Origin of the sequence: Microbacterium profundi (assembly GCF_000763375.1) — a bacterium.
Classification (GTDB): Bacteria; Actinomycetota; Actinomycetes; order Actinomycetales; family Microbacteriaceae; genus Microbacterium; species Microbacterium profundi.
Genome location: NZ_JPSY01000002.1, coordinates 177,343 through 190,310 on the forward strand (window position 1 = coordinate 177,343; position 12,968 = coordinate 190,310).

Below are 12,968 nucleotides of genomic sequence, written 5' to 3' on the forward strand. Positions count from 1 at the left end.
GGATGTCACGGACCGCTGTCCGACGCCATCGGCGCGGTGTGGAATCAAGGCATGACTGAACCCGTTCTCGTCGGTGCTGCGCCGCTGTCACCCGCAGACGTCGTCGCCGTCGCCCGTCACGGTGCCCCTGTCTCGCTCGATGAAGGGGCGATCGACCGGATCGCCGAGACGCGCGATGTGATCGATGCGCTCGCCGCGGATCCGCACCCTCACTACGGCGTGTCCACCGGCTTCGGCGCGCTCGCCACGACGTTCATCGCGCCCGAGCGTCGCCATCAGCTGCAGGCGAGCCTCATCCGCTCCCATGCGGCAGGGACCGGCGCCGAGGTCGAGATCGAGGTGGTGCGCGCCCTGCAGCTGCTGCGTCTGCAGACGCTCGCCTCCGGTCGCACAGGTGTCAGGCCCGTCGTGGCGGAGACGTACGCCGCGATGCTCAATGCCGGCATCACCCCCGTCGTGCGCGAGTACGGTTCCCTCGGCTGCTCAGGCGACCTCGCCCCGCTCGCACACATCGCGCTCGCCGCGATCGGTGAGGGGGCCGTGCGCATCTCAGGCCCTTCGACAGGCTCAGGCCCTTCGACAGGCTCAGGGACCGAGATGGCGGCATCCGACGCTCTCGCCGCCGCGGGCATCGAGCCGCTCGTGCTCGTCGAGAAGGAGGGACTCGCCCTCATCAACGGCACCGACGGGATGCTGGGGATGCTGCTGCTCGCCCTGCACGACCTCGAGATGCTGCTCACGACCGCTGACCTCGCGGCGGCCATGTCGATCGAGAGCCAGTTCGGCACGGACGCCGTGTTCGCCGCCGACCTCATGGCGCTGCGTCCGCAGACCGGACAGGCACGCTCCGCAGCGAACCTGCGGTCGTTCCTCGCCGGTTCGCCGATGGTCGCCAGCCACGCGGGCCCCGAGGACGGGCGCGTGCAGGACGCCTACTCGCTGCGCTGTTCGCCGCAGGTGCACGGTGCCGCCCGCGACACGATGGAGCATGCGGCAGCCATCGCCTCGCGCGAGCTCGCCAGCGTCATCGACAACCCGGTCATCACCGTCGACGGGCGGATCGAGTCGAACGGCAACTTCCATGGCGCGCCGGTCGCCGCCGTGCTCGACTTCCTCGCGATCAGCGTCGCCGATGTCGCGAGCGTCTCCGAGCGCCGCACCGACCGCGCGCTCGACCCGGCGCGCAGCCGCGGCCTCCCGCCGTTCCTCGCGCACGAGGTGGGAGTCGATTCCGGGCTCATGATCGCGCAGTACGCCGCGGCGGGGATCGTCTCCGAGCTGAAGCGCCTCGCGGTCCCGGCATCCGTCGATTCCATCCCGTCGTCAGCGATGCAGGAGGATCACGTGTCGATGGGGTGGGCGGCCGCACGCAAGCTCCGTCGCGCGATCGACGGGCTGACCCGCGTGCTCGCGATCGAAGTGCTCACCGGCGCTCGTGCTCTCGACCTGCGCGGTCCCCTGGAAGCAGGGCCGGCCACCGGGGCCGTGCGCGACCTGGTGCGCACCGTGGCCGAGGGGCCAGGTCCCGATCGCTTCCTCTCGCCCGAGATCGAAGCCGTCACCGACCTCGTCCGATCGGGCGCCGTCGCCCGGACAGCGAAGGAGAACGCACATGCCTGAGATCCACGCAGCCAGAGGCGCTGAGCGCACCGCGAAGAGCTGGGGCGCTGAGGCGGCCAAGCGGATGCTGATGAACAACCTCGACCCGGAGGTCGCCGAGCATCCGGAAGACCTCGTCGTGTACGGCGGCACCGGCAGGGCCGCGCGCTCGTGGGAGGCGTACGACGCGATCGTGCGCACGCTCGACGAGCTCGAGCCGGACGAGACGCTGCTCGTGCAGTCCGGCAAGCCGGTCGGCGTGTTCCGCACCCATGAATGGGCGCCGCGCGTGCTGATCGCCAATTCGAACCTCGTCGGCGACTGGGCGACCTGGCCCGAATTCCGCCGGCTCGAGGCGCTGGGGCTCACGATGTACGGGCAGATGACCGCCGGGTCATGGATCTACATCGGCACGCAGGGAATCCTGCAGGGCACCTACGAGACCTTCGCGGCTGTGGCGCGCTCGCTCGGGCGCGAGTCGCTCGCAGGCACCCTCACGCTGACCGCCGGCGCGGGCGGTATGGGCGGGGCGCAGCCGCTGGCCGTCACCATGAACGACGGCGTCGTGCTCATCGTCGACGTGGATCAGACGCGCCTTGCCCGCCGCGTCGAGCACGGATATCTTGACGAGTACACCGCCGATCTCGATGCTGCGGTGGCACGCGTCCTCGCCGCCAAAGATGCCGGCGAGGCGCTTTCCGTCGGAGTCGTCGGCAACGCCGCCGAGGTCTTCCCCGAATTGCTGCGCCGAGGAGTCCCGATCGACATCGTGACCGACCAGACCAGCGCGCACGACCCGCTCGCCTACCTGCCGATCGGCGTCCCGGTCGAGCAGTGGAAGGCCGAAGCGGATCGGGACCCGGAGGACTTCACCCGCCGGTCGCGCACGTCGATGACTGAGCACGTCGCGGCGATGGTCGGATTCCAGGATGCCGGCGCCGCGGTCTTCGACTACGGCAACTCCATCCGCCGCGAGGCGGAGCTCGGGGGATTCGAGCGGGCCTTCGAGTTCCCCGGCTTCGTGCCGGCGTACATCCGCCCGCAGTTCGAGGAGGGCAGAGGGCCCTTCCGCTGGGTGGCGCTGTCCGGTGACCCGGAGGACATCTACAAGACGGACCGCGCCATCGCGGAACTGTTCCCGGAGGATGCTGCATTGCACCGCTGGCTGGAACAGGCGGGCGAGAAAGTCCATTTCGAGGGTCTGCCCGCACGCATCTGCTGGCTGGGATACAAGGAACGGCATCTCGCGGGGCTGAAGTTCAACGAGATGGTGGCGTCCGGCGAACTGAAGGCACCTGTCGTGATCGGACGCGACCACCTCGACTCGGGGTCGGTCGCCTCGCCGTACCGCGAGACCGAGGCGATGAAGGACGGCTCCGATGCGATCGCCGACTGGCCGCTGCTGAACGCCCTGCTCAACACGGCATCCGGTGCGTCCTGGGTGTCGCTGCATCACGGCGGAGGCGTCGGCATCGGGCGCAGCATCCACGCCGGCCAGGTGTGCGTCGCAGACGGCACCGCGCTGGCCGCCGAGAAGCTCGAAAGAGTGCTCACGAACGACCCCGGCACGGGCGTCATGCGCCACGTCGACGCCGGGTACGAACACGCACGTGACATCGCCCGCGAGCGCGGCCTGAAGGTGCCGATGCTGTGAACACTCTCATCACGAACATCGGTGAGCTGACGACGAACACCGACGCCGGCACGCTGCACGACGCCGCGGTGCTGATCGAAGACGGCCGGGTCGCGTGGTCGGGAGCGGTCGCAGACACCGGGACGATCCCTGAGCCTGTCGAAGGGGTCGAGGTCGTCGATGCGGCCGGACGTGCGGTGATCCCCGGGTTCGTGGACAGCCACAGCCATCTCGTGTTCGCCGGCGACCGCGCTGCTGAGTTCGAGGCACGGATGGCGGGGCAGAAGTATGCCGCGGGCGGCATTCGTTCGACCGTGGCTGCGACGCGGTCGGCATCCGATGACGAGTTGCGCACACGCCTGCGTGGATTCATGGACGAGATGCTCGCGCAGGGCACGACGACGGTGGAGATTAAGAGCGGCTACGGACTGACGGTCGACGACGAGGAGCGTCTCGTGCGTCTTGCCGCCGAGGTGACGCCGGAGGTCACATTCCTCGGTGCGCATGTCGTTCCGGCGGAGTACGTCGACGATCCGGATGCGTATGTCGCCCTCGTCACCGGTCCCATGCTTGAGGCCTGCGCTCCGCACGCACGATGGATCGACGTGTTCTGCGAGACGGGTGCTTTCACCGTCGAGCAGTCGCGCAGAGTGCTGGAAGCGGGGATCGCGAGCGGGCTCATCCCCCGGGTTCATGCCAGTCAGCTCGGCCCCGGGGGAGGTGTGCGGCTCGCCGTCGAGCTGGGCGCAGCATCCATAGACCACGGCACCTACCTGACCGATGACGATGTCGCTGCGCTCGCGGGATCAGACACCGTGCTGACACTGCTGCCCGGTGTGGAGTTCTCCACCCGTCAGCCGTATCCGGACGCACGGCGGCTGATCGACGCCGGCGTCACGGTCGCGCTCGCGTGCGACACGAATCCCGGCTCGAGCTTCACCTCATCGATGCCGTTCTGCATCGCGATCGCCGTGCGCGACATGGGCATGACACCCGTCGAGGCCCTGTGGGCGGCGACCGCCGGGGGAGCGCGAGCCCTGCGCCGAGATGACGTCGGCCGCATCTCCCCGGGCTCCCGCGCAGATCTCGTGCTGCTCGATGCTCCGAGCCACGTGCACCTCTCGTACCGCCCTGGCGTGCCACTGGTCACTCGAGTCTGGAAGGACGGAGCATCCCATGGCTCTCACACACGATGATCTCTGGCCGCGGGCCGGTGGCTGGCCGGCGGCCACGGTGGGAGAGCGGGCCGATGCTGCGATCCTGGGTGTTCCGACATGGCGCACCTCGCTCTCGCCGACGGGTGCGCACTCGACACCCGCCGCGATCCGCGAGGCCCTGTCGCGGTACAGCGCGACCCTGATGGGACCGCCGGTCGTCGACCTCGACACCGCGCTGCGCATCGTGGATGCCGGCGACATCACCGAGCCGGACGGCGACGCCGGAATCGCGAGCACCGTCGACCGCGTGCAGGAGCTGTCGGCGACCGCAGACCTCGTCATCGCACTCGGCGGCGACAACTCCCTCACCTACCCTGTCGCGCGCGGCGCCCGGACGAACGGGCTCATCACGATCGATGCGCATCTCGACCTGCGCGACGGCATCTCGAACGGCTCGCCGGTGCGCCGCCTGGTCGAGGACGCACCGGAGAGCGAGCGCATCGACCCTGCGCGGATCGTGCAGATCGGAATCGCCGACTATGCGAACTCCCCGGCGTATGCGCGGCGTGCGGCCGACTGGGGCATCCGCGTCATCACGCTCGACGAGCTGCGCCGTCGCGGCATCGCCGACGTCGCGAGCGAAGCGCATGAGATCGCGGGGGTGGATGCTGAGGCACGCATCCATCTCGACGTCGACGTCGATGCGGCGGATCGATCGGTCGTGCCGGGGTGCCCAGCGAGTGTGCCGGGAGGTCTCGCGGCGTACGAGCTGCGAGCGCTGGTGCGCGCCCTCGCGGGCGACGCCCGCGTCGTCAGCGCCGACATCGCCGAGGTCGATGCCACGGCCGATTCGGCGGATGGCCGCACTGTGCGCCTCGCGGCACTGTGCGTGCTGGAGTTGCTGGCGGGTCTCGCCGCGCGCTGAGCCGTATCCGGCCCTCAGACTCCCGGAATCACAGCCTGCGCGATGGAGAAGATCGCAAGGCCGGCCAGGGCGCCGACCACGGTGCCGTTCAGGCGGATGTACTGCAGATCGCGCCCGACCATGAGCTCGATCTTCTCGGTCGTCTCGGCTGGATCCCAGCGTTCGACCGTCTCGGTGATGATCGACGCGATGTCGTGCCGGTAGCGGTCGACGAGGAACACGGCGGCCTCGGACACCCACGTGTCGACGCGGGTCTGCAACGCGGCATCCGTCGTCAGGCGCTCGCCGACCTCCTGCACGGCACGCGCGGCGCGCACGCGCAGCCCACTCGCGGGATCGGCCAGCGCCGTCAGCAGTCCCGCCTTGGCGGTGTTCCACGCCTCCGCGGCCAACGCGCCGACCCGGGGGCTGTCGAACAGCGACGCCTTCGCGTTCTCGAGCTTCGCGCGAGTCGCCGGATCGTTCTGGAGGTTGTCGGCCAGGCGGGCCAGATAGCCGTCGATCGCGAGCCGTGCCGGATGCTGCGGATCGTCCTGCACGGCGTGCACGAACTTGACCGCCTCGTGATAGACGGTGTCGTCGACGAACCGGTGCGCGAGACGCGGCACCCATGAGGGCAGACGACGCGAGACCAGACCCGTGAAGGATCCGGCATTCGAGTCCAGCCAGGTCGCGATGCTGTCCGCGGCGAGATCGACGGCGCCGTGGTGGGCATCTGCGTCGACGATCTTCTCCAGCCAGACACCTGCGGGAGGGCCCCACTCCGGCTGCACGAGATGTTCGCGGGCGAGATCGGCGATGAGATCGCGCACGTCGTCGTCGCTGAGCGCGTTCAGCACGGCGGTGGCGATCGTCGCGCCCTCGGCCGCAACGCGCTCGGCGTGCGAGGTCCCTGAGCCTGTCGAAGGGTGCTGCAGCCACTCGCCCGCGCGCCTGGCGATCGCCGTCGAGGCGAGCTTGGTGCGCACGACGTCAGCGGCGAGGAAGTTCGTCTCCACGAACTCGCCGAGGGTGCGACCGATCTCGTCCTTGCGATTGGGGATGATGGCGGTGTGCGGGATGGGCAGGCCGAGCGGGCGCCGGAACAGCGCGGTGACGGCGAACCAATCGGCGAGCGCGCCGACCATGCCGCCCTCGGCGGCCGCGCGCACATAGCCGAGCCAGCCCAGTCGCTCCTGGAATGCGAACGCGAAGACGAAGACGACCGCCATGAACACGAGCGCGCCGATCGCGATCGCCTTCATGCGGCGAAGGGCCCGCAGGCGCTCCTGATCAGCGGTAGAGAGCAGGGCCATCGGAGTGCGCGGCATGTGTGCCATCCTCGCACGCGCAGCGTGCCGACCCTTCGACAAGCTCAGGGAGCGTCGACCCGGGGTACCCTCGAACCGTGATCGAAGACATCAAGAAGCGTGCGCTGCACCGCACCAGCATCCTCGAAGGTCAACTGCGCGGGGTCGCCAGGATGATCGAGAGCGAGGAGTACTGCATGGACATCATCACGCAGTCCCGCGCGATCCAGAAGTCGCTGGAATCCCTCAACCGCCTGCTGCTCGAGAACCATCTACGCACCCACGTGACGCACATGTTCGATGAGGGCGGCGAGCAGCGCGAGCAGGCGGTCGGAGAGCTGCTGAAGGCATTCGAGTTCGACCGGAAGTGACGCGCGCTCCTCGCCGCCCGTTCATCACGGCTTCGAGTCGAAGACCTCGTCCTCCATGGCCTCGTACCCCTCGACCTGCGGATCGCGGTGCTCTCCACCGGACAGCGCGTACTCCTCTTCGGGAGAGAGCACCAGTCGGTGCCGGAAGAACAGTCCGAACCCGAGCAGGATGATCACGTAGACGATCGCGATCGCGATGATCGCCGGGCCGAATGTGGGGTTCAACAGGAAGCCCACGAAGATCAGTACGGCGATCAGCAGCGCGACCGCCGCACCCGGTACGCCCCACGGACTGCGATACGGACGATCGGCGTTCGGGTACTTGCGACGCAGGATCATGAACGACACCAGCTGCAGGCCGTACGCGAGCACAGCACCCCAGACGGCGATGTTCAGCACGATCGCCCCGGCCACGGCTCCGATACCGGAGGTGCCGAGGATGTCGAGCACGACCAGCGCGACGAAACCGATACCGGCACCGACGGTGAGGGCGACCCACGGCGTCTGACGCTTGCCGGTCAGGGACAGGAAGCGCGGGTAATAGCCGGCACGGGAGAGCGAATACATGTTGCGGCCGTACGCGAACATGATGCCCTGCAACGATGCGAGCAGCCCGATCAATGCGAACAGGGCGAGCACTGCCGCCAACTGGTCGCCGACGATCGCGCGGAACCCGTCGAGCAACGGCTCTCCGGCGACGCCCGTCGCCTCGGCTCCGAGCACGCCGGTGTTGAGGAACAGCACGAGCAGACCGGTCACGATCAGGGTGCCGCGTGCCCAGAAGCCGGCCTTCGGGATGTCGCGAGTCGGGTTGTGCGATTCCTCTGCGGCGAGTGGGAGCTCCTCGATACCGAGGAAGAACCACATCGCGAAAGGCAGAGCGAACAGGATCGGCAGCACGCCGTGCGGCAGGAACGCCGTCTGGCCGGGGTCAGGCGCGATGTTCCACAGGCTGTCCCAACTGAACGCCCCGGAGAAGGCCGCCATGAGAGAGAACACCACGATGATGGCGATCGAGATGATCGAGACGATGATCGCGAAGCGGAAGGAGATCGCGGCGCCCGCGGAATTCAACGCGATGAAGGCGACGTAGAGGATCAGATACCAGGCCCAACCCGGCAGCGTGAACCCCAGCAGTTCGGCGGTGATGCCGTTCGCATACGATGCCGAGAAGTAGACGATCACCGCCGTGGTGGCCACGTACTCGATCGTCTCGGCGGCTCCGGTGACCAGGCCACCCCACGGGCCGAGGGCGGAACGTGCGAATGAGTATGCGCCGCCGGTGTGCGGCATCGCGGCAGCCATCTCCCCGATCGAGAAGATCATGCCGTAGTACATGATCACGAGGATCGCGAAGGCGATCAGCATCCCGCCGAAGCCCGCGAAGTCGATTCCGAAGTTCCAACCGGAGAAGTCACCGGAGATGACTGCTGCCACTGCCAGTCCCCAAAGGCCCCACACTCCGGCGCTGCGCTTCAATGTCCGTTTCTTGAAGTAGTCGCTGCCGGCCGGCGTATAGGTCGCCCCAGCGACCTTGCGGGACCCACTGTGTTGCTCAGACATCCGAACTCCGTTCGCACCTGGACAGACGCGGGCTGCGCCCTGCACGAGAGTGTGGCACTCAATGGTCGGTTCCGTCTACCTTTAAATGAGAAAGTGTTCTAGGGTGCGAAGGGTTCGGTGCATGCCGGATCTCACAGGACGGGAGCGGATCAATGCCGGGAAACCTCAGCGTCGAGCAGTTGGACGAAGCGATCGCGAACGGCGAGATCGACACCGTGATCGTCGCGTTCGGCGACGCGCAGGGCCGACTCACCGGAAAGCGCATCTCCGCGCGGCTGTTCCGCGAGGAGGTCCTCGACCATGGCGCCGAATCCTGCGACTACCTGCTTTCGGTCGACGTCGATGTGAACACCATGGACGGTTACGCGATGTCGAGTTGGGACAAGGGGTACGGCGACATGGTGCTTCGTCCGGATCCGGCGACGCTCCGGCGGATCCCGTGGATCGAAGGTTCGGCGCTGGTGATGGCAGACCTCGTCTGGGGCGACGGGCGTCCGGTCGCGCCCTCGCCGCGCGCCATCCTCGACCGGCAGCGCGACCGCCTCGCCGAGCGGGGCTGGACCGCGTTCAGCGGCACCGAGCTCGAGTTCATCGTGTTCGACGACACCTATCGCGAAGCCTGGGCGCGCAAGTACGAGGGGCTCACGCCCTCGACCGACTACAACGTCGACTACAACCTGCTCGCCACCACACGCCTGGAGCCGCTGCTGCGTGACATCCGCAACAGCATGGACGCTGCCGGCATGTACAACGAAGGCGTGAAGGGGGAGTGCAACCTCGGCCAGCAGGAGATCGCGTTCCGCTTCGCCGAAGTGCGCGAGACGGCCGACCAGCACACGATCTACAAGAACGGGGCGAAGGAGATCGCGGAGCAGCACGGAAAGTCGCTCACCTTCATGGCGAAGTTCAACGAGCGTGAGGGCAACAGCTGCCACATCCACCTGTCGGTCCGGGGTGCCGACGGCGGGGCTGTCATGGCTGGCGACGGTGCACACGGCTTCAGTCCGCTGATGGAGCACTGGATCGCAGGCATCCTCGCGACGATGCGCGAGTTCACACTTCTCTACGCACCAACCATCAACTCCTACAAGCGCTTCGCCGACGGGAGCTTCGCGCCGACCGGCGTGGCCTGGGGAATCGACAATCGAACCTGCGCTCTGCGCGTGATCGGTCACGGCCCGTCGCTCCGAGTGGAGAACAGGGTTCCGGGAGGCGACGTGAATCCGTACCTCGGCATCTCAGCGATCATCGCCGGAGGCCTGCACGGGATCGAGAACGAGTTGGAGCTTCCCCCACGGCTGGAAGGGTCCGCCTATACGGCCGAGGTGGAGCATCTGCCGACGACGCTGCGTGAGGCCGCACGGCTGTTCAGCGAGTCGACGGTCGCTCGCGCCGCGTTCGGCGACGACGTGGTCGAGCACTATCTGAACCAGGCGCGCATCGAGGTGGCGGCCTTCGATGCCGCCGTCACAGACTGGGAGCGCATCCGTGGTTTCGAACGGCTCTGAAGACGCGGTCCGGCCGTTGATCGGCGTCACGACCTACCTGGAACGCGCGCAGCAAGGGGTGTGGGACGTGAGGGCGTCGTTCCTTCCCGCACAGTACCTGACGAGTGTCACGTCGTCCGGCGGCATCGCGATGCTGTTGCCTCCGCAGGACGAGACCACGGCGGATGCTGCGATCGCCGGGCTGCACGGGCTCATCCTCACCGGCGGCGCCGATGTGCAGCCGGAGTTGTACGGTGACGAACGGCATCCGTCGACCGACGCGGCGCGCACTGATCGCGACGCCTGGGAGCTTGCGCTGTTCCACGCCGCTGAGCGGCGGCAGATGCCGGTGCTCGCCATCTGCCGCGGGCTGCAGCTCGTCAACGTGGCGCGGGGCGGGTCACTGCAGCAGCATCTGCCGGAATCCCTCGGCACCGATCGATACAAGCTCGGCGGGGGAGTGTTCGCCGAGAACGAGGTGACGGTGGCCACCGGCACGAGACTCGCAGGAATTCTGGGAGACGGCGGGTTGCGCGTTCACAGCTATCACCACCAGGGGGTCGATCGCCTGGGAGACGGCCTCGTCGTCTCCGCGCGCACCGACGACGGCCTGGTACAGGCGGTCGAGGACTCCGCGAACGGCTACCTCGTCGGTGTGCAATGGCATCCCGAAGAGAACGCGGAGAACCGACGGCTGTTCGAAGACCTCGTGGCGCAGGCGCGCGAGTTCGCCCACTCGGAGAAGGAGGCGCGATGAGCGCGTTCACAGTGATCGACCCGTCCACGGGGACACCCATTCGCGACGTGCCGCGAGCCGGCGTGGAGGATGTGGATGCCGCCGTCGCACGTGCCGTCGTGGCGCAGCGCACCTGGGCGGCTCTTGCTCCGGTCGCCCGCGCCGACGCGCTGCGGTCGTTCGCAAGGCGCATCGAGACTGCGGTGGAGGAACTCGCGCAACTCGAGGTACGCAACTCCGGGCATCCGATCAGCGCCGCGCGCTGGGAAGCCGGCCACGTCGCACAGGTGCTCAACTACTACTCCGCAGATCCGGAGCGCCTCTCAGGGCGGCAGATCCCGGTGGCGGGCGGCCTCGATGTCACCTTCCACGAGGCATACGGCGTGATCGGTGTGATCGTGCCGTGGAACTTCCCGATGACGATCGCGGCCTGGGCCTTCGCGCCCGCCCTTGCAGCAGGCAATGCCGTGGTCCTCAAGCCCGCTGAACTCACACCGCTCACGGCGATCCGGTTGGGTGAGCTCGCGCGGGAGTCGGGTCTTCCCGACGGGCTCTTCCAGGTCGTCACGGGCTCCGGTTCCGTCGTCGGGCAGCGCCTCGTCGCGCATCCGGACGTTCGCAAGATCGTCTTCACCGGATCCACCGAGGTCGGAGTCGACGTCGCCGCCGGCTGCGCGCGGGCACTCAAGCCCGTCACGCTCGAGCTCGGCGGCAAGTCGGCGAACATCGTGTTCGAAGACGCTGATCTCGAGAAGGCGGCAGCGGCCGTGCCTGGGTCGGTGTTCGACAACGCCGGACAGGACTGCTGTGCACGCAGCAGGCTGCTCGTGCAGCGCAGCGTCTACGACCGCTTCCTCGAACTGCTCGAGCCTGCCGTTCAGAAGTGGAGGGTCGGGCACCCGGGCGACGAAGCAACCGACATGGGGCCGCTCATCTCGGCGGGGCATCGCGATACTGTCGCATCCTTCCTCGACGGCGCGAACGTGGCGTTCAGGGGAAGCGCGCCGAGCGGGGACGGCTTCTGGTTCGCCCCCGCTGTGGTGATCGCCCAGCCCGGAGACAGAGTCGCCAGGGAGGAGATCTTCGGGCCGGTGGTCTCCGTGCTGCCGTTCGAAGACGAAGCCGATGGCATCCGCCTCGCCAACGACACCGTCTACGGTCTGGCAGGTTCTGTGTGGACGGAGAACCTCGGCCGAGCCGTGCGCGTCACGAGGGGAGTGGATGCCGGTGTGCTGTCGGTGAACTCGCATTCCTCCGTGCGCTACGCCACTCCGTTCGGAGGCATGAAGGCCTCCGGCCTCGGGCGAGAGCTCGGCCCGGATGCCGCGGAGCACTTCACACAGACGAAGAACGTCTTCTTCGCGACCGACTGATACCGACCCTCCACTCGCATCGAAGGAACCTGCACATGAGCATCGATCTGACTCAGCGTCTCAAGGATCGCGTCGCGATCATCACCGGGGGTGCCGGCGGCATCGGCTTCGCCACGGCACGCCGATTCGCCGCTGAAGGGGCCTTCGTCGTCATCGCCGACATGGATCCGGAAACCGGCGAGGCCGCTGCGGCCGAGATCGGGGGTGCGTTCCGCCCGGTCGACGTGGCCGATGAGGCGAAGGTGAACGCGCTGTTCGACGGCGTCGCGGCCGAGTTCGGACGCATCGACATCGCGTTCAACAACGCGGGCATCTCCCCGGCGTCCGATGATTCGATCGAGACCACCGAGTTGCCGGCCTGGAACCTCGTGCAGGACGTCAATCTGAAGAGCGTCTATCTGTGCAGTCGGGCGGCGCTGCGGCACATGGTGCCAGCAGGCAGAGGGTCGATCATCAACACGGCGTCCTTCGTCGCGCTGCTGGGATCTGCGACCTCGCAGATCAGCTACACGGCCTCGAAGGGCGGCGTATTGGCGATGTCGCGCGAACTCGGAGTGCAGTTCGCGCGACAGGGCATCCGCGTCAACGCCTTGTGCCCCGGTCCCGTCAACACCCCGCTGCTGCAGGAGCTCTTCGCCAAGGATCCCGAACGCGCCCAGCGGCGGCTCGTGCACGTGCCGATGGGCCGGTTCGCCGAGCCGGAGGAGCTGGCGGCAGCGGTCGCATTCCTCGCGTCGGACGATGCCTCGTTCATCACAGCAAGTGCGTTCGTGGTTGACGGCGGCATCAGCAACGCCTACGTCACGCCGCTGTGACCGGACGCGCTCTGAGAGAC

The 12,968-nt window shown here is 67.9% G+C and carries 11 protein-coding genes; 9 read left to right on the forward strand and 2 right to left on the reverse strand.

The features are described from left to right. Positions 1-51: 51 nt before the first annotated feature. Genes hutH through JF52_RS0111405 form a run of 4 tightly spaced genes read left to right on the forward strand, consistent with a single transcriptional unit; the run spans position 52 to position 5,314 of the window. Positions 52-1,620 carry a histidine ammonia-lyase gene (hutH, locus tag JF52_RS0111390; protein ID WP_033106707.1) on the forward strand — a complete coding sequence of 523 codons (1,569 nt, stop codon included), beginning with the start codon at positions 52-54 and terminating at the stop codon, positions 1,618-1,620. Next, positions 1,613-3,253, forward strand: a complete 1,641-nt coding sequence (gene hutU / locus JF52_RS0111395) for a urocanate hydratase (protein WP_033106708.1) — start codon at positions 1,613-1,615, stop codon at positions 3,251-3,253. The genes hutH and hutU overlap by 8 nt, the downstream gene beginning before the upstream one ends. Further along, positions 3,250-4,428, forward strand: a complete 1,179-nt coding sequence (gene hutI, locus JF52_RS0111400; protein WP_033106709.1) for an imidazolonepropionase — start codon at positions 3,250-3,252, stop codon at positions 4,426-4,428. The genes hutU and hutI overlap by 4 nt, the downstream gene beginning before the upstream one ends. Continuing rightward, a complete protein-coding gene (locus JF52_RS0111405) occupies positions 4,409-5,314 on the forward strand; it encodes an arginase family protein (RefSeq protein WP_033106710.1) in 906 nt (301 codons plus the stop codon). Before hutI ends, JF52_RS0111405 begins: the two co-directional genes overlap by 20 nt. Before the next feature lie 14 nt (positions 5,315-5,328). On the opposite strand, the gene JF52_RS0111410 is transcribed toward JF52_RS0111405, so the two are convergent. Continuing rightward, positions 5,329-6,624: a DUF445 domain-containing protein gene (locus tag JF52_RS0111410; protein WP_033106711.1), complete on the reverse strand. Its 1,296-nt coding sequence runs from the start codon at positions 6,622-6,624 to the stop codon at positions 5,329-5,331. 77 nt (positions 6,625-6,701) lie between these two features. Between JF52_RS0111410 and JF52_RS0111415 the strand changes: the two genes are divergently transcribed. After that, entirely contained in the window at positions 6,702-6,974 is a 273-nt protein-coding gene (locus JF52_RS0111415) for a metal-sensitive transcriptional regulator (RefSeq protein WP_033106712.1), read from the forward strand. A gap of 24 nt (positions 6,975-6,998) precedes the next feature. Here the strand turns inward: JF52_RS0111415 and JF52_RS0111420 are convergent, their stop codons facing one another. Next, complete coding sequence (locus JF52_RS0111420; protein WP_033106713.1) at positions 6,999-8,537, reverse strand: amino acid permease; 1,539 nt, start codon at positions 8,535-8,537, stop codon at positions 6,999-7,001. A 152-nt stretch (positions 8,538-8,689) separates the two neighbouring features. Here JF52_RS0111420 and JF52_RS0111425 point away from each other — a divergent pair, with 152 nt between their 5' ends. Genes JF52_RS0111425 through JF52_RS0111440 form a run of 4 tightly spaced genes read left to right on the forward strand, consistent with a single transcriptional unit; the run spans position 8,690 to position 12,948 of the window. Continuing rightward, positions 8,690-10,045, forward strand: coding sequence for a glutamine synthetase family protein (locus tag JF52_RS0111425; protein WP_033106714.1), 1,356 nt, complete (start codon positions 8,690-8,692; stop codon positions 10,043-10,045). Then, positions 10,026-10,781: a gamma-glutamyl-gamma-aminobutyrate hydrolase family protein gene (locus JF52_RS0111430; protein ID WP_033106715.1), complete on the forward strand. Its 756-nt coding sequence runs from the start codon at positions 10,026-10,028 to the stop codon at positions 10,779-10,781. Before JF52_RS0111425 ends, JF52_RS0111430 begins: the two co-directional genes overlap by 20 nt. Next, positions 10,778-12,133 carry an aldehyde dehydrogenase family protein gene (locus JF52_RS0111435; RefSeq protein ID WP_033106716.1) on the forward strand — a complete coding sequence of 452 codons (1,356 nt, stop codon included), beginning with the start codon at positions 10,778-10,780 and terminating at the stop codon, positions 12,131-12,133. The genes JF52_RS0111430 and JF52_RS0111435 overlap by 4 nt, the downstream gene beginning before the upstream one ends. 35 nt (positions 12,134-12,168) lie before the next feature. After that, the gene (locus JF52_RS0111440; protein ID WP_033106717.1) at positions 12,169-12,948 is read left to right on the forward strand and encodes a 3-oxoacyl-ACP reductase; all 780 of its coding nucleotides are present in this window, start codon (positions 12,169-12,171) and stop codon (positions 12,946-12,948) included. Positions 12,949-12,968 lie beyond the last annotated feature (20 nt).

What these genes read in the sequence shown, in the direction of transcription:
- JF52_RS0111410 (WP_033106711.1), bottom strand. Translation starts at nt 6,624, where the DNA reads ATGCCGCGCACTCCGATGGCCCTGCTCTCTACCGCTGATCAGGAGCGC.
- JF52_RS0111425 (WP_033106714.1), top strand. Translation starts at nt 8,690, where the DNA reads ATGCCGGGAAACCTCAGCGTCGAGCAGTTGGACGAAGCGATCGCGAAC.
- JF52_RS0111405 (WP_033106710.1), top strand. Translation starts at nt 4,409, where the DNA reads ATGGCTCTCACACACGATGATCTCTGGCCGCGGGCCGGTGGCTGGCCG.
- JF52_RS0111420 (WP_033106713.1), bottom strand. Translation starts at nt 8,537, where the DNA reads ATGTCTGAGCAACACAGTGGGTCCCGCAAGGTCGCTGGGGCGACCTAT.
- hutU (WP_033106708.1), top strand. Translation starts at nt 1,613, where the DNA reads ATGCCTGAGATCCACGCAGCCAGAGGCGCTGAGCGCACCGCGAAGAGC.
- hutH (WP_033106707.1), top strand. Translation starts at nt 52, where the DNA reads ATGACTGAACCCGTTCTCGTCGGTGCTGCGCCGCTGTCACCCGCAGAC.
- JF52_RS0111435 (WP_033106716.1), top strand. Translation starts at nt 10,778, where the DNA reads ATGAGCGCGTTCACAGTGATCGACCCGTCCACGGGGACACCCATTCGC.
- JF52_RS0111440 (WP_033106717.1), top strand. Translation starts at nt 12,169, where the DNA reads ATGAGCATCGATCTGACTCAGCGTCTCAAGGATCGCGTCGCGATCATC.